We start from the raw sequence: 18,506 nt of genomic DNA on the forward strand, positions 1-18,506 counted from the left end.
CTCGTTTTGTGGATATCGTCGATTTCCTGTCCGAGCGCCTGAACGAGGATGAGGCTGCGGCGCGGAAACTCCTCGGCGACCGTTCCGTCTCCGAAGCGGGCAAATGGTACGAACGCCGCCTCCTCCTGGAATGCGAATCAAAGCGCAGGCTGCTCAGCATCGTGGAATCTGCGCGGCAGACGGCCTTGGCCACCATGGTCCGCCACGCGATGGGGGATGCTCCGCAGTGGATTCCGGAGTCGATCGAATGGACCACAAAATCGTTGAATGCCCTTGCGCTGCCCTATTCGGACCATCCGGATTTCGAGCCCGAGTGGCTGGTGGGGACGTAGCTTGAGGGCGTGAGCCCTTAAGCTACGGATCGGCATGATCTTGCCGAAATTTGCTCCTAACGGCTTGCTGCCTCCCAAGAAAGTCGCTTTCGGCAGCATCCTGCCGATTTTGGCCTAGTGAGCGAGAATTTGGGTACTGAACAAGCAAATCGGCAACATCATGCCGAATCCGAGGAGTCGCGTGGAAGACCTTACGGCCATTGCGGCGAGCATACGGAAAGCCCGCAAAGAGGCCCGAATCACTCAAGCGGACCTCGCCGACCTTGCAGGGACTTCCGAGAGGACCGTTCGGGCGATTGAAACGGCAACAGGAAATCCTTCGCTGGCTGCCGTCGTGGCGGTGGCGAACGCCGTCGGCCTGCACATGGCGGCGCCCCTGGCGGACACGTCCAAGCCCGGGGAACTGGACTTCACTGCCCTGGCCAACGCGGTGGACCGCCATGCAATCCCTGGCGTCCAGGACAAGGCAAGTGCCTCCATGTTGACCACGCCGCTGCCACTCAAGGGGCAGCGGTATCTGCTCAAATTTGACCCGCCCAATCATGCCCATTTGCTGGAGAACGAAGCTGCACACCTCTCCGCGGCCAAGGATCTCAAGATCCCGGTAGCCAAAAACCGGATCATCACGGACATGCACGGGTTACCGGGGTTGTTGGTGGAACGCTTCGACCGCGTCCGGGACAAGGACCGCATTTGGGTGCGCTTGCCCATGGAGGACGGAGCCCAAGTCATGGGCCTGCCACCTGCTTCCAAGTATTCCGTGACATCAGAGGACGTGGCCTCTGCACTGGCCGGGATGTGCAAAGCCCCACTCGTGGCAAGCCGCAATCTGTACCTGCAGTTTGTTTTTGCATGGCTGACAGGGAACGGCGACCTCCACGCGAAGAATCTCTCGATCCTCGGAGGCCAGCACGGCGAATTTGTCATGGCCCCGATCTACGACATTCCGTGCACGCTGCTGTATGGAGACGACTCGCTCGCGTTGCCGGTGTCCGGAAAGACCAAGAACCTCAAAGCAAGGCACTGGGCCGATTTCGCGGCGTCCATTGGCTTGCCGCAGCGCGCAGCTGCCACGGCCAACGCACTGGCCCTGTCGGCTTCTGGGAAGGTGAGATTGGAGAACCTGCCCTTCACGGGGTCACCGCTCCGAGGCGCCCTGCGGGAGTTGCGATTCCGGCGCGGAGAGCTGGAAGGCTGAGCGGCGCCTAAGCAAGCATTAGCTACGCTGGCTTAGCTACGTGCAGCCGGGCCTGGGCTACCAGCCGAGTGGTCAGGGGCGAGGCGTCGTTCCGGAGCCAGACCAGCACAGTGGGCACGGGATATGACACTCCGGCAAACGGGCGCCACACGACGCCGGGCGGATCACCGGGCACCACCTGATGCGGCGTTTTGAAGGACACACCAAGCCCGGCAGCCACCAGGCTCATGCTGGTCGCAATGCTGGGCGACCAGCGGTGTGGGCCAGGGATCATGCCGCCAGCCAGCATCAAACCCAGTACATGCTCGCGGACGTCGGGGTCGCCGTCGCGCTGCAACCAGATCAATGCCTGCCCGTTGAGGTCCGTAGGACTGATCGCCGTCAAGCTTGCGAGCGGGCTACCCGACGGGACAGCAACACCCATTGGTTCCGTTTCCAGGGTCAGGACCCCCAAGCGTTCATCACGGGGAGGCACCGCGTGAATGAAAACCGCATCAAATTCCCCATCAAGGAGCTTCGAGACCCCTTCCCTCGCCGCCGCGACCTTGATGTCTACTTCCGGCCCTGCCTCGTCCGAACCAAGCCCGCTGAGCAGGGCTGCCAGCAGTGGGTACGCCACACCTACGGCCACGCCCAGTTTGAGCGTGCCGCGTTGAGGAACGCGGAGTTCTTCCATCGCTGTCAACGCGGCGTCGTGAGCTTGAATGATGTGCACGGCTTCCTCCTGAAGGCGACGGCCGGCATCTGTGAGCGAAACGTGGTTGTGTGTTCGGTCCAGGAGCCTGAGCCCGAGCGATTTTTCCAAAGCTTTGAGCTCCTGGCTCAGTGCGGGCTGGGCAATGTGGAGCCTGACGGCGGCTTTGCCGAAGTGCAGTTCCTCGGCCAGCACAAGGAATCGCCGGAGTTGGCGGATCTCCATGTCCCATCATAAAAATTTGTGATCGTCCGAGTCCATAGCCGTCTTGGACGCTGGAGGTCATCCGGGCATCCAATAAAAGGGAAGGATAACCGCGGATCGGAAGGGTGAGGACAATGAGCACAATTGAAGGGGCAGCCTTGGTAGAGACCAACGGCACCACGATTCACGTTGAGGTAGCAGGCCACGGGTCGCCAGTCCTCTTGGTCCCCGGCGCTGCCGGCGACGCCCGGCAGTACTCCGATCTGGCCCAGCTATTGGCCGAAAACCACAGGGTCATCTCCTATGACCGGAGGAACAACGCTCGCAGCCCCCGGCAACAGGACTGGGAGAAGACCTCGGTTGAGCAGCACGCTGGCGACGTTGTTGCCCTACTGGAAACGCTCGGGACCGGGCCATGCGTTGTGTTTGGAAACAGCACCGGGGCACTGATAACGCTGGCCGCCGTCCTGAAGGCTCCCAAGCACTTTTCCGGGGCAGTTCTGCACGAACCAGCCCTCATGGGCGTTCTGGCCAATCCCGATGACGCCATGGCCACAGTGCAACCTGTTATTGCATCCGGGATGGAGGCCGGAGGGCTTGCCGGCGGGGCCGAGGCCTTCATCAGGTTCGCGGCAGGGGATGCCGCCGCCCTCCTGCCGGCGGACTTCTTCGAAGCACTCCGGAACAACGCCAGGGTCCTCCTTGAAGGCGAGTTCGGTGCCTTTGCGTCCTGGCGGCCCGAACCGGCAGCCTTGGCAGAACTGGCGGTGCCACTGGCCGTGCTCAGTGCCGAGCAGACAGCGCCATTCTTCGTAGAAGCCGCCGAATGGATAGCTTCGCATGCGGGCACCAGCCGCCGGACTGTGCCTGGCGGACACATGGGCTTCCTGGACCACACGGCGGAGCTGGCCAAGGCAATCGATGGGATGTTTTCTGCATCCCCTCAAAACGGCTAGGAGACTTAGCCCCGTGGCTGTCCGCTGGCTGGCCCCACAGTATTTTTGGCACTCGCGATCGCCCTGGCGGGCAGCGTTGCGCGCGAGGTAGCGGGCAGGCGTCGGGAAAAGCGTGGGCCGCTTCCCCTGTCGGAGAATTAGACCAGAATCTATCCTGTTGGTGGACCGTTATATTCCGGTCCTTAGGCCACCGGCACGTCCCGGGAAGCCCATCCCGCTCCGGGGGCCGTCTCGATGAGGAGGCGTCCATGTCAACTCCCGATGTGCCAACCCGGGGGCCGGCCAGGCCCGGTCCGTATGTTGTTGCCGGAATCCTGCTGGCCATCTCCATTCTGGTCCCGTTGTTCGTCCCCCTGTATTCGATCGACAAGCCACGGTTTGCCGGTATGCCGTTCTTCTACTGGTACCAAATGCTCTGGGTTCCGATCACCGCAGGCATGATCGGCATCGCCTACCGGATAGTAGCCAAGGAGGACCGCCGACGACGCGAGGTCGCTCGCGGCATACGCCCCGAGGAGCAGGAACAATGAGCGGGCTCGCCGTCCCGCTGGCGACCACAGCGGATCGTCCCGTCAACGGCGTCGCGCTCACCGTCGTCGTCGTCCTCTTTATCCTGGTGGCGGTGTTGGGCTTCTTCGCGGCCCGGTGGCGTTCAGGCAAAGAGACCGGCTTGCACAGCCTCGATGAGTGGGGCCTGGGCGGGCGCGGGTTTGGAACCTGGGTGACGTGGTTCCTTCTCGGCGGCGACCTCTACACGGCATACACGTTTGTGGCTGTGCCGGCGGCTATGTGGGCGACGGGCGCCGTGAGCGGTTTCTTCGCAGTGCCGTACACGATCGTGCTCTACCCGATCGTGTTCCTGTTGATGAGCCGGTTGTGGTCCGTCTCGCACAGGCATGGGTTCGTCACGCCGGCTGACTTCGTTGGCGGCCGATACGGCAGCAGGGCACTGACGGTTGCGGTGGCCCTGACTGGCATTGTCGCCACCATGCCCTACATCGCGCTGCAATTGGTCGGCATCAAGGCTGTGCTCACCGTGTTGGGGCTCGGGAGCGCGGAAAATGTGCTGCTGACTGACCTGCCGCTGATCATCGCTTTCGTGGTCCTGGCCGCCTATACCTACACCTCGGGCCTACGTGCCCCGGCGCTGATCGCCGTCGTCAAAGATCTCCTGATCTATCTGGCGGTCATCGTCGCAGTGATCTACCTGCCGATCAAGTTCGGGGGCTGGGACAACATCTTTGGCGCTGCCCAGACGAAACTGGACGCCATCAGTCCGGCCACAGGCAAGCCTGCCGGCGTCTTCATCCCGGGCGCGGGCAGCTACTCGGCGTATTGGACCCTGGCTCTTGGCTCTGCGCTGGCCTTGTTTATGTACCCACACTCGGTGACCGGGGTCCTGGCGACCAAGAGCAGGAACACCATCCGCAAGAACGCCGCGGTGCTCCCGCTGTACTCGCTGATGCTCGGATTCCTTGCCCTCCTCGGCTACGCGGCCATCTCAGCGGGAACCAAGCCGATTGACCTGAACGGTGCCGTCAATCCGCAACTGGTGGTTCCGCAGTTGTTCCTTGACAGCTTCCCGGCATGGTTTGCAGGGATCGCCTTGGCGGCCATCGCCATCGGCGCTTTGGTCCCGGCTGCCATCATGTCGATCGCTGCTGCCAACCTGTTTACGCGCAATATCTACCGGGACCTGATCCGGCCAGACGCCGACCCCCGGCAGGAAGCCAAGGTCTCCAAGATCGCCTCGCTGGTGGTGAAGTTCGGCGCGCTGGTCTTCGTCATCGCGATGGACCAGTCGGCCGCCATCAACATGCAGCTCCTCGGTGGCATCTGGATCCTGCAGACCTTCCCGGCGATCGTTGCCGGGCTCTACACCCGCTGGTTCCACCGCTGGGCTCTCTTCGCAGGCTGGGCCGCCGGAATCATCTACGGCACCATCGCGGCATACAACGTGGTCAACCCGGTGACAAAGGCCAACTTCGGCGGCTCCATCGCGGCGATTCCGGGCACCAACGTGCAGGTCTATATCGCCGTCGTGGCGTTCGCGATCAACCTCATTGTCGCTGCGGTCCTGTCACTGATCTTCCGCGCGATGAAACTCGCCGATGGAAAGGACATCACCCGAAGCTCGGACTACGGAGCTGACGAGGACGACCCCAAGGTCGCCGAACTCCAGCGCGAGTACCCCTTGGGTGAAACGGGAGGGCCCGCGTTCTGACCGGATCTGCCTATTGGCGCTTCATCGACAGCCTTGCTACTGCAGCGATGTCCCGCGGTGTTGTCCGGCAGCACCCGCCGACGAGCCGGGCGCCAAGGTCGTGCCAGGCGCGAGCCCCTTCGGCGAGGCTTGACGGGCCTTCGTCGCTTGCCCCGGGGCCGGGTCCCCACGTTTTGGTGACGGCGTCGTAGCTTTCGCCCGAGTTGGGGTACGCGAGCAGCGGCTTGTCCGTCGCGCCGCGCAGGGCCTCTAGCGCGGGGGAGACCAAGTTCAACGGCACGCAATTCACGCCGATCGCCGCCACGCGCGGTTGCGCTCCACAAAGCGCCGCTACCTCAGTAAGAGGCGTGCCGTCGCTGATGTGTCCGCCGTCCCGAAGCGTGAAGGAAAACCAGGATTCGACGTCGAACTCTTCGACGAGGGCCAAAAGGGCCTCCGCCTCCGCGAAGGAGGGAAGCGTCTCACAGGCCAGGAGGTCCACCGCGGCCTCCACGAGCGCCCCGATGCGCGGCCGGTGGAACTCCTTGAACTCGCGCCGGGTGAGGATGTAGTCGCCCCGATACTCGGAACCGTCCGCGAGATAGGCGCCATAGGGCCCAACAGATCCAGCAACCAGCAAGGGCCCCGCATCCGGGTTTTCCGCCAAGTACTCGCCCCGGGCCTCGTCGGCCAAGCGAACGCTTAACGCCACCAGTTCCAAGGCTTCAGCCTCGGCAATGCCTCGCCGGGCAAATCCCTGGGGCGTGGCCTGGTAGCTCGAGGTGATGGCGATTGCGGCGCCGGCGTCGAAATAGTCGCGATGTACCTGCTTGATCAGCTGAGGCTGTTCCAAAAGGACCTTGGCCGACCATAGCGGATCGTCCAAATCGCAGCCGCGTGCTTCAAGCTCGGTGGCAAGTGCACCATCTACCGTCAGGTCCTCTCCGGAGTCGAGCAAGCGGGACAAAGTGGTGTTTCGAGGCATGGCCTAATCCTAGAAAGCCGTCGGCATCCGCAGCGTGTAAGGATCCTCAAGTTCCCGGATTTCGTCTTCGGTGAGTTCGATCTCAAGCGCGGCGACGGCGTCGGGCAGGTGGTGGGGCTTGGTCGCCCCGACGATCGGCGCGGTGACCACGGGGTTCTTGAGCGCCCAAGCCAGCGCGACTTGCGCCATCGGGAGTCCTCTCTCCCCAGCGACCCGCTGCACGGCGTCGACGATTGGCGCGTCCGCTTCGGCGGCATACCGGCCCTGGAGAGGGTCCGACGTCGCCCGTTCGGTCTGCTGCTCGGCCCACGGTCGGGTGAGGCGCCCCTTCGCGAGCGGAGCCCAGGGAATGCTGCCGACACCCTGATCGGCGAGGAGCGGGAACATCTCGCGCTCCTCCTCGCGCTGCATCAGGCTGTACTGGTCCTGCATCGAGACGAAGGGGGTCCAACCGTGCAGTTCGGCGGTATGTTGCATTTTGGCGAATTGCCACGCCCACATGGAGGAGGCGCCGATGTAGCGTGCTTTGCCGGCTTTGACGACATCGTGGAGCGCTTCCATCGTCTCCTCAATCGGCGTTTCGGGGTCGAAGCGGTGGATCTGGTAGAGATCGACGTAGTCGGTGCCGAGCCGTGCCAGTGAGGCGTCGATCTGCTCCATAATCGCCTTGCGCGAGAGTCCGGATCCGCCGGGGCCTTCATGCATTTTGAAATGGACCTTGGTTGCCAGGACCACGTCCTCGCGGCGGGTGTACTTGTTGATCGCGCGGCCGACGATTTCCTCGGAGGAGCCGAAACCGTAGACATTCGCGGTATCCCAGAACGTGACGCCGAGTTCGACGGCCTGGCGGAAAATCGGTTCGGCTGCATCGTCGTCGAGCGCCCATTCGTTGAAGCCGCGCGAGGTGTCGCCGAAGCTCATGCAGCCGAGTGCGATACGGCTCACGCGAAGGCCTGAGTTGCCGAGTCGGGTGTAGTCCATCGAAGCCGTCCTTCTCTGTTTGTGGGTGGTCTTTCAAGCTACGCGCCGTCACGGCAAAGTGGGAGGCACTGCTAGTACACGGATGGGCGGCGCGCAGTTCCCTGTTGCGGGCGTGGTTGAGCGCGCCTAGGCTGGCTGGCGTAGTTCCGGTTGGCGTCCGTAGTAGAGGTCCCCGAAGTAATGTGCCGCCATAACGGGCAGATCCCCGTTCACGCCTTCGACGAACATAAAGAGGAACGGCGGGTGCCCATCGGCTCCCTTGAAGAAATTTATGAACACGCTGACGCGCTTCGCGCCAGCGTGAAGGGCTATCTCTAGTACGTGTTGGTTGGGGTGGGGGCGCACTGAGCTGACGCTAGGGCAGCACAGGCGTCACTCGCCGCTTCTGTGGTTCCTTGATGCCCTGACATCGCGCAGGAATTTCCAAAGCGAAGCCAATGATGCCACCACGAGGACCACTCCTGAAACGATGGCCCACCATGAGTCCCCGCGCATGGAGGAAAAGATGTAGATGGAGTAGAAACCAAGAATAAGAGTGAGTAGAAGCCAAACGGCCGGGTTACGCTTCACGGTGAATTCCTTAATGAGGGTAAATGGTCAAGCTAGGTCGCGCTTTGAAAACACCAAATAGGCTCCGCCAAGCGAGCAGGAAAGCCAGATAACCGCTCCTGCAAAGGAATCCAGCCTCACGCTTCCCGACGCCCATTGGTTCACCCAATCGGTGACCAAGTTCGGGAAGAGAAGATCGGCGAATTTTCCCAGCCGGCTGGCGAGAACTGTCGGCAGAACAAGGCTCACGGGAACAACAAAGAGGCTCAGCAAGTGGTTGCGGATGAGGGAACCGATCGCGAAACCCCAGAGCGAACCGATTCCGGCCGTCGCGGCGAAGGCCAGCACGGCGGGGACGCTGACGTGCCACAGGTTAGCCACGAGTTCCCCTGATAGACCGAAAAGCACACCTATGATTGCGCCCGTCACGAAGGCGACAACTGTGATGGAGACCGCTCGTCCGGTGAATGCCGCACCACGCTGGAACAACAGGATGCGTCGATGAAACGATCTCGTGCTGAAATCCGAGGTGAATGAGAAAGAGCCCACTACAGCCGTTGCCGTCAGCATCAGCGACAAGCCGGCTTCCAAGAGAGTTCGATCTACGCCGGTCATCGAATGATCACCGTCCTCTGCGGCCCCGATCGCCGCGGCCACCACAAGTGCACCGATCAGCCCAGCCACGAGCAACGCACAGACGGCTGATCCTTTCCACAGCCAGGGGCGCCGCATGTCGGATAAGAAGGCAGGTGCATAGTTGACCACTAGACTCCCCTTCTCTGCAGCACCCATATCGCAGCTGCTCCTGCTGCAATCAGCCATCCCAGAGAGACCAGGCATGCGTGGAGCGGTTCGAACAGGCCCTCAATCGGCAGGTTTACGATCCCCGCCAGGGCTCCTGACGGCAGCCACCGGGCGATTTCGGGAAAGTTCGCCATGAGGGGCAGTTCCAAAGCGAGCGGAATCAACATGGTGACCATGGTGGTTGCGTAGTAGTGCCTGATGATCCAGCCGAGTGAACAACCCCACAAGCACCCAAAAACTGAGGCGACGACGACGCCGAGCAAGGCTTGCCAGGACGCACCGTCCACAAGTTCAGTGCGTACTTCCGGGGACACGGCGAGCACGATGCTGCCGCTCCAGAGAGCTAGGCCTGACGCTGCTGTGAAAAGACCGACGACCAGCGAGGCTACGTACTTGGTTCCCACAAGCTGACTCATCCCGGAGATAGCAACGCTTCGTCGAAGAGTCCCAAAGTAGGATTCCCGGGTTACGAGGTAGCTTCCTGCAAAAGTGGCAACGGTTGCGATCGTCGTGGCGAGTGCCCAAAACGTCTCGACGTTTTGGCCCGATGAAAGTTTGTCTGCACTATCGGGCCAGCCGAGGAAATTGGCCACGAACCAAGGCACCAGCCCACTGAACGCCAGGATGCCTAGGACTGAGTAACCGCTGAAGTATCTCAGCAGCTCGGACCGGAGCCCACCGGCGAAAGCCGCATGGACTTCGCCGTTCATCGGGCCCCCTCCAGAATCTTGAAATATGCGGCTTCCAGGCTCCCGCCACCGAGGGCCGTGGCGTTCTCGAGGGACCCACGGAACAACATCCGCTGCTTCAGGATGACCACGTCGTCGGCTATCTGTTCCAGTTCCGTGAGCTGGTGGCTCGAGATCAGCACGCTCCCTCCGGAACTGGCGAAGTCCCGGAGGAACGATCGCAGCCATTGAATGCCATCCGGGTCGAGTCCGTTGGCCGGTTCGTCGAGAACGAGGAGCTTGGGGCCACCGATGATTGCCGATGCGATGCCAAGACGCTGTCTCATCCCGAGAGAGTAGTCCCGGACCTTCTTGTTCGCTTGAGCCGTCAAATCGACCAGTTCCAGGACGCGATCGACGCTCTCGGGCGGGGTTCCGGCAGCAAGCTGACAAATCTGGAGGTGCCGCCGGCCGGTGAGCCCAGGCTCCACGTTCATTCCGTCCAGGTTGACCCCTACTTTGGTGACAGGTCTGCGCAGGGTCCGGTAGTCAATTCCAAAGACCGTGGCACGCCCGGACGTCGCCTCCAACAGGCCAGTCAAGCCCGCGAGGGCCGTACTCTTTCCAGCACCGTTGGGTCCTATCAGTCCCACTATTCGTCCGGCGGGTACATCAAACGTCAGGTCTTCGACGGCATTGCTTGTGCCTCGTTTCTTACTGAACCGGTCAAAGCTGGCATGGATTTTCATCGCGGCCCTCCCGTCGAGTCTTTGGTGGCTTGTCCGAAGTTCCCTGGCCATAGCGGAGAATTCGAGGCGGCATCCCAGAGCCACTCCCCCAGCCGCATCTCCTTCTGGCTAGTCACCTCGGCCCGTCCCGAGACCGGGAGCGAGACGGAACCTTCAAGGCGTCCCGGGTATGCACGCACAGGGACATTCGTGTTTGGAAACGTCACCGGCACGATGGTTTCCACCGGTGCAATCGAGTTCGACGGCGGTTCCGTGCCGACGGTCGCTTGTGCCAGTTCTTCATGAACCACCATTCCTTGGGACTTCAAAGTCACCCTGTCTCCCGGGGCGATCGCTTGAGCGGGCGATTCGATGGGGGTCACGATCTTTAGTTCTCCGTTGATGTAGGTGTAACCGGCCACCACGACAGACCTCATCGGAATCAAGACGAGAAGTCCCGCCGCGACAGCGGCTCCGAGGAGCAAGAAACCAATCCGCCGCCACATCGGGCTGCCCCTCTTTGAGGCCGAATCAAAGAATTGGATGATTCCCTTGAGGGCCAACACAAGCAAGAGACCGAGGACAACGAGGACAACTATGTGTCCCGCATAGCCGAGTTGCAGGAGGATGGGCGCAAGTCTTTGGAAACCAATGACCATGAAGGCGATGCCTGACACGAAGCTTGCAAGGCCGAACCATGCGAGGAGACGCTGTCTGCCCGTGTTGATACGTGAACCAAGAACCCGAGAGCTGACCGCGTCCGACAATGCGGAGATGGATTTTCGCCGTAAGTGCGGAATGTCCACAGCTGACATCAACGCCACGTAGCCATCCAGCTTGATGAACGGAAAGAGGTTCAAGACGGCTATTGCATAGCAAATGATTCCGTAGAGAATGGCGGCGTCTTTCAGGGACGTCGCCGGAACTATGCCCTGGACCACCAGCGCAATGCTCCCGAGGCAGAGGTGAACTAGAGGTCCGGCCAGCGCGACCAGCACCCTTTGTTTGGGCGAACTGAGTCGCCAGCCGTCCGTCACATCGCAAAAGAACGCCGGGGCCAGATAAAACAGCATGATTCCGATGCGCCTGGGCGTTCCACCGAAATAGACAAGCGCCATTCCATGGCCGAGCTCGTGCAGCAGAGTGGAGGCGAACATCGCGGTGGCGACGTAAAGATAAGCCTCCAAGGAAAGTGGCGTTGCCAGTACTCGCCAAACGTTTGGCCCCGCCATGAAAGCGCCGATGATGCCGCCCACGAGGAGAGCAGCCGCCGCAGCGATGAATCCGGGACGGGCCATGGCCGCAAACGCCGGGCGAAAGAAGTTGAGGAGCGGAGCGGGATTGAACAACGTCACCTGCACGGTGAGGGGTGCACGGAACTGGACTCGCCGCGTTTCTGCTTGGCTTGCAGTCACATCGAAGACGCCAGTGTGAACCAACTGGCGAGCGACCCCCACGACGTCCTCGGCAGTCCACGGATTGCCAAGGTGCTGAGCTACTTGCGCAGGTTCCTTCTTGCCGTCCAAAACTTTGAGCACATTGGCCACGTCCGCAGAGACCCTGGCTTTGGGCACACCGTTCAGAGCCACGATCCATGGCCCACCAACGTGCAGGGGCTCATCAATGGACGCAGATGCGGCCAGCTGTGCGGGCCATTGAATCGTAGTTCGAGCGTCAGAAGATCCTGTCACTGTGTCGTCGTTCCTGTAGTGGCTCATATCAACGGATGCGGCGTTGAAGCGAAGGCGTTCCGACGTGGCCGGCCGTCGAGCCTGTTCGGCACCAACGAGAATCTCTTGGTTTCGTCCATGGTCAGTGGAAACGCACCCGGACAGATTGCCTTGCCCGCTTCCCAGCCGAGCTCCCGTATCGCCGTTGGAAGCCTGTGGGTGAGGCTGACCCAGTGCGACGTGATTCCTCTCCGAGCAAGATGCTGCACCAAATCGTCCACGTTGGGTTGGGGGTGAGCACGAGGCAGTGGCGATTTCGAGAACGATTCCACCCATCCGCGAAGTTCATCAATTGCTGGGCGCGTCATCCAGAAGTCCGCTCTCGATGCGTCGTTTGTCACCTCCGGCTGGCTTGTAACCGGTGACAGAGGTCTGGACAGAAGGAGTTCACGGATCTGAAGCGCTTCCTGGAGTGCGCCCCTCAATGCCGAAATGGGGTCTGCGGAAGCCTTGATTCCGACCGCACCGAACTGTCCATGCTTCGCGTCACCGACGATCACGCTGACTGCCGTTTCCAATGGCCCGTCGTCAGGGATAAAAGCAAGGTTGGCGTTGATACCGGCATCGAGGGCGGTTCTGAGGAGACGCGTGAGGCTGCGCGTACCCGGATCACCAGGCAGTCCTGCCTGCAAGTCCTCAAGCATGATCTTCTTGAGCTGTGTCCTCTTGTGCCAGGCCCACAAGAAGGCATCACGCTCCATGACTTCCGCCACGCCGGAAGTCATGGCGAAGTGTTCAGAGGGTCCGGCGGCGGCTCCGTTGGGGGACGGGTCGAAGAACTGGGCAACAAGACCTTCTTCTCGGAATTTGCCCGGGGTGTAGTCCACGACCCCTGCGGGAACGTGTGATTCAGCCCCGGAAACCAGGTTCGTCGCCCGGTACCAGGGGAACTCGAGGCCAAGGGCCGAGGGGTGCCCTAGTCCTGCTCTCACGAAGTCGATCCTCTTTTCGCGGCAAGGTTTGGTCGCGACGAGGGGTTCCGAATCTGCCGGCACTGGAACGAGCGCGAAGCGCTCTACGGCCTCACCGGATCCCCTGGTCAGCGACGATCGCCTGTTGACGTCGAATGCTCCGACGGCGGAAGAAAACGTGTGCTGTTCCCCGTCCCGCGGGGCATTGGCCAAATAGGCCACCGTGCGCCATAGACCCACCTCATTCGGGACATAGACCCGCGCATCAGAAACCAAGCCGAGGGAGGGATCCAAGGTCCGTGCCGGGTCGATCATCATTTGCCGCACACCCACATCTCAACCTTGTTCAGCGAAGGGACTGGCGATGCGATCCGGACAGCACGTCTTTCGAGAACAGACAAGCCCTCAGCGGAGAGCTCGGCTTCAATGACCTCGTTCCGGACGTAGGCTACGTCGCTGACATAGGCGGCCGTTCGGTATGACTTTCCCTCGTCAAAATCGATCTTGATCATGGTCACGTGCCTCGTTCCCCTGTCCGGGTCCCGGCGTTCAATATTGAAGAGGATGGAGTTGGCGTCGAGCACCGAGTATCCACTGGTCGTTCCGTCGTGGTCCTCCGGCGATTGGTCAGATACGCCGGCGTCCAGGACTGTGAGTACAAAGCAACCACCAGGGGCCAGGCAATCGTGGACCCGCTGGAAGAGCGCCCGTCGCTGGTCAGGAGTCAGAAGGGTCACTGAGCTGGCACCCAGTACGATGCAGCCATAGGTGCCGCCAACAGGCAGTTGGGACATGTCCGCCTCGACGATGTCCAGTGCGACTCCCCGAGGATTAAAGGATCGGGTCTCAGCCCTTTCCCTGAGCATTTCCAGCATTTCGGCCGAAGAGTCAACGGCTGTCAGCGGACGCCCCAAAGCCAGGAGCGCCCGGGTAATCCTTCCGGACCCCGCGGCCAATTCGAGGATGGGTCCCGCTGTTTTCCGCACAGCGCGCAGAATCTCGGGAAGCTCGGACAGGTCGTCGGAAGTGAGCCTGTCGTAAAGGCGAGACCCTTCAATGCCGTACAGATCCTCGGGAGGACCCTCATGGCCAATGGCGCGCAGGATGTCGTCAGCAGTCTTCTCAGTTGCGGTTCTCATCAACTCGTACTCTCGGGAGTCAGACGTGGGGAGGGGAGTGCACGCGGGTGGGGAACGCTGGGGCTTCCCCACCCGCGCGTACTGGCTAGGTCGCAGCGATGCCGACGACGATGCCGGCGATAATGATGACGTCGCCAACGCGGATGTACCACGGTGTGTCGTCAGGTGTATCGAGGTTCTCCAGTTCTTCAATGGTCAGCTGAAGGTTTGATGTTGCGATCATTGCCCCTCCTCTCGATCGTCTTGTTGTCTTGGATAGTCGGCCGTCCTTCCGCCTAGGTGATGCTGACGGCAATGATGCCGATAGCCACCCCTTGGGACACTCCAATGAACCAATTGTTGAAGTCCGGTGTATCCATGGACTCAATTTCCTGGATTGAGATATTGAGCTGTTCCTGCATCGCTTTCACCTCCCCCTGTGTCGATTGACTGGTCTTCTGTCCGGCTTCCCATCACGTGATGGCGACGGCGATTCCGACCAAAGCAAGCCCTACGGTGATTCCGTGAATACGTTCGCTCCAGTCGTCCGGAACTTCGATGCTTTCCAGCTCCTGGATTTCGAGGTCCAGAAGCCTTGGCACTACGGTGCTGTTCATGTGCTCACCCCCTCTCCCTCGCCTCTCGTTGCTCGCCCAATAGGGCCTGGCAAGACTGGCTGTTTCCAAACTGAGTTCAGGAGAATGTGCTGGATTTGCGCAGGGTCAATGCCGCGCAGCATGGGCAGCGCCCCACCCCAGTGGCTGACCGCCAGGTTGGCTGTTTTCACGGCAGTTTGTTCGCCCAGGTCATCGCGCCCTTGGACTCCCCATCGCTGCAGCAACTCCCTGATACCGGACGCGGCAGAGCGGCCGAGCGAAGGGTCAACATCTGCCACCGCGGACCATAGTTCGGACAAACGACGAGGGCTGCCCCAGGCCGTGCCGCCGCTTTCGATTTCGTCCCATATCGGCCCGATGACGGTGGCAGTTGCGGTCATCTTTCTTTCGCCCGTCAGGTATGCCAATTCGTTCGCGACATACCAGTGCTTCGCCCCGTAAGGGTTGCGGGCGATGAGCGACCATCCTGTGTGGGTTTCGATGCTAAGCCGGGCCGCAGCAAGCCGCAGCTCAGCGGAATCTTCGTGCCGCAAGCGATGACCCAGCCGTACGATGCGCGCCAGAAGCGAGAGGGCGTCGTCGTCGAAAATGCTCCGGCTGCTGCCAATCATCGTTCCGGCCACCCGGAGAAACGCCTCGAGCAGCCCTTCGAACACGAGGTGCCGGGGAAGCGTCGCGAAATGCGCGACGTCGAGCACCGCCAGGTCACCTGACAGGTGAGGCGAGGCAATCAGGTGGCGTCCGACGTCGGTGTCCAGGCACGCCACAGCGCTGACTTCCGCGCCGGTCCCCACAGTGGACGGCATCAGGACGGTTCTAGGGCGCGCTTTTGGTTCGGTCCCGAAAGGTAGGACGATGAGGCCCGAGCGCTTGGCATGGCGCGCCGCGAATTCAGCGAAGCACGGATCGGAGGAGAACAGGGCCGAAAGTTTCACCGCGTCGAGGACAGAGCCGCCGCCGAGTGCCACGACGGTCTCGAGACCGTGTGCCCTCATGAAGTCGGCAACAACCGTCAAGGTCGCGAATGACACGGGTCCCGCGCCGAGCTCCAAGACGGGCGCTTCCTTGAGATCGCCATCCAAGAGTCGATCCCGGTGCCCGGTAAGTGCGCTGTCCACCACGAGTCCGGTCCGTCCACGAATCAGGGTGCCGAGGTAATTGGCAGGCATGTGCTCATCGACAACGACGCAGCGAGTCTTCCAGGTCCGGTCCGCGATCACGCGAAGGCCCCGTCCCTGCGGGCTGCGCTGAGCCCCGCTGCGATGGCCGCGTGGAGTTCCTCGAAGTTTTCCTTCGTGAAGACCAAGGCCGGCAGGAGTTGGATCCGGCCTGGGCCGGGCTGCACGATTGCCCCAGCTTGGTGAATACGCCTGACAACGGCAAGAACGGCGCCAGGTGCCAACGGCAATCCGTCCGCTGTTTCGAGCTTGATGGCCCGCATGCAGCCCCGACCGGTTGCGGTGCCGACGCCGGGAATGCCCTGGAGTCGGGCGATTAGTTCATCTAGTCCGGCCGAGACCGCCGCTGTGAGGCTGCCATGATCCAGCCTTTTCATTTCGTCGATGGTCGAAAGAATGGCCGCGCAGGTGGCCGGAGTCCCTGCTTGGGTCTCGCCGTGGACAAAGACAGCTTCCGTGGAGTCGAACTTCTGGGTTATCCGCTGTCCGATCAAAAGTGCGGCGCACGCGCTGGTGCCGTTCGTCAAGGCCTTCGACGTCACTATGACGTCCGGAGCCGACGGCCACTCATCCGAAACGAACCAGGAATTCACCCGTCCGAATCCGGTGGCCACTTCGTCCGCGACAACCAGAAAGCCGTGCTCTTCCCGGAGTTTCAACAATGAATCCAGGAAGCTTTCCGGCACAACGTCCGCACCGGATCCGAGAACCGGTTCGACGATGACCGCGGCGACCCTGTGCCCTTCCCTGAGCATCAATTGCGCCAGTTCCGTGCCCCCGTCATCGAATCTGATGTGTCGGATATTTCGTCGGTCGACGCCATAGACTGCCTGACCGAGGTGGTCACCGCTGAGGGCCTGGCTCCCGTAGGTGAGCCCGTGATAGCTGCCGGTCAGGCCCACGATGATTTTTCGCTCCGGTTGTCCGTCCAGGACGAAGTATTGCCGCGCGAGCTTCATGCCGGCGTCGTTGGCAGCTCCACCCGAGGTGGAGAAGACCACCCGCTGGAAGCGATGGGCAGGGAGCGACAGAAGTGCGCTGGCTGCCTCGATTGCTCGGCGATGCGCCGTCCTGAACAAGGGAAGGTAGGACGCAGCTTCAAGTTCCGTGGCGATTGCCTCGGTGATACGGGGGTTGCCGTAGCCAAGGTTGGCGTTCCATAGTCCGCTCTTTGCGCAAAGGCGGCGTTGCCCGTCTTCAAAATCTACGTGGACGCCGTGGGCTCGGACAGCGGTATGGCTCTCGACAGGGAAGTCGTGCTGCGCGATCAGGGGAATCCAGAGCGGGAGGTCGGTGCTGGGTGTGGCACGGTCGAGTGCTGCAGTCATCGGTTGTTGGTCCTTTGAGTTGGACGGGTGGCCGGCAAATGAAGGTATGGAATTTCAGCCGGCACCGAAAACGTCCACGCCTGCCTGTTCGAACTGCTTGAGAATCACCCGTGCGGATTCCTCGGCGACCGCTGCAGAAATGCCCAGCGGGGCTGCTACGGCGGACGCAGCGGCCTGGATGTCCCGCAGATTCGAGAGTGCCTCGATGATCGCTGCGGCATCAGATCCGACTTTGAAAGTGCGTCCCGACGCAGTGTCCAGGAGCGTATGCTCTCCTGCCCTGTGGATGATGAAGGGTGCGCGTGGTGATGGGAGATCATCAGTGGGCGATGCGCCGTAGAGACTGGCACCGAAACCGACAAGCGTAGCGTTGGCGCGATTGCCCTGAGGAATGAACTTCCAGGCATCCAATGCAGCCAAATAGCGGGGAATCCATGGCCTGGCGCCAAGGGACTCGCGAATCACCTCAACATCACAGACGGAAGCGAGCGAAGACTCCGGTTGGAGCGCGAGGCATCTTTTGTGAATGTCGGCCAAGGAGTCGCCGGCCCCGCCGATCTGGGTTCCGTAGGGTCCGCTAAGTACCCTTCCGTCTTTTGTAATGTGGAGCCTTGCCAACGAGGAACCGATAGCCGGGCTACCGTCCAAAAGGCCCCGCTCTGCAAGAACCGCGTTCACTTCGGTGAGCTGTCGCACGAAGTAGCCCGATCGTCGGGACTCTTCTGCGTCATCGAAAAAGGCCTGCCAATCTTCAGCCGTGGTAATCCTGACTACCGTGACGCCGATGAGATTAACGAAAGGAATGGCCACATAGTCCTGGATCTCGAGACTGAGGGTTCCACCAACCAAGAGTTCTTCACCCGCGACATCGAAGAACCCGGAGACCGGGATGACCGCGTCATCTCCCCCGCCGCCGTCAAGCACCAGGACGATCGAATGCTCGCCGGCAAGTTCCTTTGCAAATGATTCATGTCCGGGATTCTCAACGAAGATGGCATGATCCGGTATCCGCCCGGGAATGCCCGTAATCCACTGATCCACAGCTGCTGCAATGGTCTGTTGCTGACTCAGCTTCAATTCCCAACCCCCCAATAAGTTGTGCGCCGCATGCCTTCGGGCGGCCCGCCGACATTCGGTCAAACGGGGTCCGTCCCCGTTGAGGAGGCTATGACGCCAAAACGGGCCTAGGTGGCGAGATGGAGGAAACTAGGTGCCCGAAGACCGGAATTAGGGGTGGGATCGCTCAATCTAGGTGTGGCTGGGGGCGGACCTAGGGGTAAATCCGCGGTTTCCACCTAGATGGGTTTCATCCGGCTGACCCT

The 18,506-nt window shown here is 61.4% G+C and carries 22 protein-coding genes; 5 read left to right on the plus strand and 17 right to left on the minus strand.

All coding sequences use genetic code 11. The annotated features are described in order from the left end of the window. The first annotated feature begins 8 nt into the window (after positions 1–8). A complete protein-coding gene (locus ACX5I4_RS18495; RefSeq protein ID WP_461837937.1) occupies positions 9–332 on the plus strand; it encodes a DUF6221 family protein in 324 nt (107 codons plus the stop codon). A gap of 181 nt (positions 333–513) precedes the next feature. Next, on the plus strand, positions 514–1,530 hold the full coding sequence (locus tag ACX5I4_RS18500; RefSeq protein WP_461837938.1) for a HipA domain-containing protein: 1,017 nt from the start codon (positions 514–516) through the stop codon (positions 1,528–1,530). A gap of 22 nt (positions 1,531–1,552) precedes the next feature. Here ACX5I4_RS18500 and ACX5I4_RS18505 read toward each other — a convergent pair whose 3' ends face one another. Then, positions 1,553–2,449, minus strand: coding sequence for a LysR family transcriptional regulator (locus ACX5I4_RS18505; protein WP_461837939.1), 897 nt, complete (start codon positions 2,447–2,449; stop codon positions 1,553–1,555). Positions 2,450–2,562: 113 nt separating this feature from the next. Here ACX5I4_RS18505 and ACX5I4_RS18510 point away from each other — a divergent pair, with 113 nt between their 5' ends. From ACX5I4_RS18510 to mctP, 3 genes are all read left to right on the plus strand, one after another. Further along, positions 2,563–3,384 (plus strand): alpha/beta fold hydrolase, encoded by an 822-nt coding sequence (locus ACX5I4_RS18510; RefSeq protein ID WP_461837940.1) that lies wholly within the window; start codon positions 2,563–2,565, stop codon positions 3,382–3,384. Between the two features lie 248 nt (positions 3,385–3,632). Beyond that, the gene (locus tag ACX5I4_RS18515; RefSeq protein WP_461837941.1) at positions 3,633–3,914 is read left to right on the plus strand and encodes a DUF3311 domain-containing protein; all 282 of its coding nucleotides are present in this window, start codon (positions 3,633–3,635) and stop codon (positions 3,912–3,914) included. Next, positions 3,911–5,608: a monocarboxylate uptake permease MctP gene (gene mctP, locus ACX5I4_RS18520; RefSeq protein ID WP_461837942.1), complete on the plus strand. Its 1,698-nt coding sequence runs from the start codon at positions 3,911–3,913 to the stop codon at positions 5,606–5,608. The genes ACX5I4_RS18515 and mctP overlap by 4 nt, the downstream gene beginning before the upstream one ends. Before the next feature lie 10 nt (positions 5,609–5,618). On the opposite strand, the gene mmuM is transcribed toward mctP, so the two are convergent. From mmuM to mpaB, 16 genes are all read right to left on the minus strand, one after another. Next, on the minus strand, positions 5,619–6,572 hold the full coding sequence (mmuM, locus tag ACX5I4_RS18525; RefSeq protein WP_461837943.1) for a homocysteine S-methyltransferase: 954 nt from the start codon (positions 6,570–6,572) through the stop codon (positions 5,619–5,621). Positions 6,573–6,581: 9 nt separating this feature from the next. Continuing rightward, complete coding sequence (locus ACX5I4_RS18530) at positions 6,582–7,553, minus strand: aldo/keto reductase (RefSeq protein WP_461837944.1); 972 nt, start codon at positions 7,551–7,553, stop codon at positions 6,582–6,584. A gap of 126 nt (positions 7,554–7,679) precedes the next feature. Continuing rightward, positions 7,680–7,832: a hypothetical protein gene (locus ACX5I4_RS18535; protein WP_461837945.1), complete on the minus strand. Its 153-nt coding sequence runs from the start codon at positions 7,830–7,832 to the stop codon at positions 7,680–7,682. A 93-nt stretch (positions 7,833–7,925) separates the two neighbouring features. Next, on the minus strand, positions 7,926–8,123 hold the full coding sequence (locus tag ACX5I4_RS18540) for a hypothetical protein (RefSeq protein WP_461837946.1): 198 nt from the start codon (positions 8,121–8,123) through the stop codon (positions 7,926–7,928). 27 nt (positions 8,124–8,150) lie between these two features. After that, a complete protein-coding gene (locus tag ACX5I4_RS18545; protein WP_461837947.1) occupies positions 8,151–8,867 on the minus strand; it encodes a hypothetical protein in 717 nt (238 codons plus the stop codon). Further along, positions 8,867–9,616: a hypothetical protein gene (locus ACX5I4_RS18550; protein WP_461837948.1), complete on the minus strand. Its 750-nt coding sequence runs from the start codon at positions 9,614–9,616 to the stop codon at positions 8,867–8,869. The genes ACX5I4_RS18545 and ACX5I4_RS18550 overlap by 1 nt, the downstream gene beginning before the upstream one ends. Further along, positions 9,613–10,323, minus strand: coding sequence for an ABC transporter ATP-binding protein (locus ACX5I4_RS18555; protein ID WP_461837949.1), 711 nt, complete (start codon positions 10,321–10,323; stop codon positions 9,613–9,615). Before ACX5I4_RS18555 ends, ACX5I4_RS18550 begins: the two co-directional genes overlap by 4 nt. Continuing rightward, complete coding sequence (gene mpaP / locus ACX5I4_RS18560) at positions 10,320–12,020, minus strand: daptide biosynthesis intramembrane metalloprotease (protein ID WP_461837950.1); 1,701 nt, start codon at positions 12,018–12,020, stop codon at positions 10,320–10,322. Before mpaP ends, ACX5I4_RS18555 begins: the two co-directional genes overlap by 4 nt. Further along, a complete protein-coding gene (locus tag ACX5I4_RS18565; RefSeq protein ID WP_461837951.1) occupies positions 12,017–13,261 on the minus strand; it encodes a YcaO-like family protein in 1,245 nt (414 codons plus the stop codon). The genes mpaP and ACX5I4_RS18565 overlap by 4 nt, the downstream gene beginning before the upstream one ends. Next, positions 13,258–14,082: a daptide-type RiPP biosynthesis methyltransferase gene (gene mpaM / locus ACX5I4_RS18570; RefSeq protein WP_461837952.1), complete on the minus strand. Its 825-nt coding sequence runs from the start codon at positions 14,080–14,082 to the stop codon at positions 13,258–13,260. The genes ACX5I4_RS18565 and mpaM overlap by 4 nt, the downstream gene beginning before the upstream one ends. An 85-nt stretch (positions 14,083–14,167) precedes the next feature. Continuing rightward, entirely contained in the window at positions 14,168–14,305 is a 138-nt protein-coding gene (locus ACX5I4_RS18575; RefSeq protein ID WP_265978759.1) for a daptide-type RiPP, read from the minus strand. A 52-nt stretch (positions 14,306–14,357) separates the two neighbouring features. Next, positions 14,358–14,483 carry a daptide-type RiPP gene (locus ACX5I4_RS18580; protein WP_265978757.1) on the minus strand — a complete coding sequence of 42 codons (126 nt, stop codon included), beginning with the start codon at positions 14,481–14,483 and terminating at the stop codon, positions 14,358–14,360. 51 nt (positions 14,484–14,534) lie between these two features. After that, positions 14,535–14,678 (minus strand): daptide-type RiPP, encoded by a 144-nt coding sequence (locus ACX5I4_RS18585; RefSeq protein ID WP_461837953.1) that lies wholly within the window; start codon positions 14,676–14,678, stop codon positions 14,535–14,537. After that, a complete protein-coding gene (mpaC, locus tag ACX5I4_RS18590) occupies positions 14,675–15,847 on the minus strand; it encodes a daptide-type RiPP biosynthesis dehydogenase (RefSeq protein WP_461837954.1) in 1,173 nt (390 codons plus the stop codon). The genes ACX5I4_RS18585 and mpaC overlap by 4 nt, the downstream gene beginning before the upstream one ends. 47 nt (positions 15,848–15,894) lie before the next feature. Next, on the minus strand, positions 15,895–17,184 hold the full coding sequence (gene mpaD, locus ACX5I4_RS18595) for a daptide-type RiPP biosynthesis aminotransferase (protein WP_461837955.1): 1,290 nt from the start codon (positions 17,182–17,184) through the stop codon (positions 15,895–15,897). A 54-nt stretch (positions 17,185–17,238) separates the two neighbouring features. Then, positions 17,239–18,225: a daptide biosynthesis RiPP recognition protein gene (gene mpaB / locus ACX5I4_RS18600; RefSeq protein ID WP_461837956.1), complete on the minus strand. Its 987-nt coding sequence runs from the start codon at positions 18,223–18,225 to the stop codon at positions 17,239–17,241. Between the last annotated feature and the right edge of the window lie 281 nt (positions 18,226–18,506).

Source organism: Arthrobacter sp. MMS24-S77 (assembly GCF_054888235.1).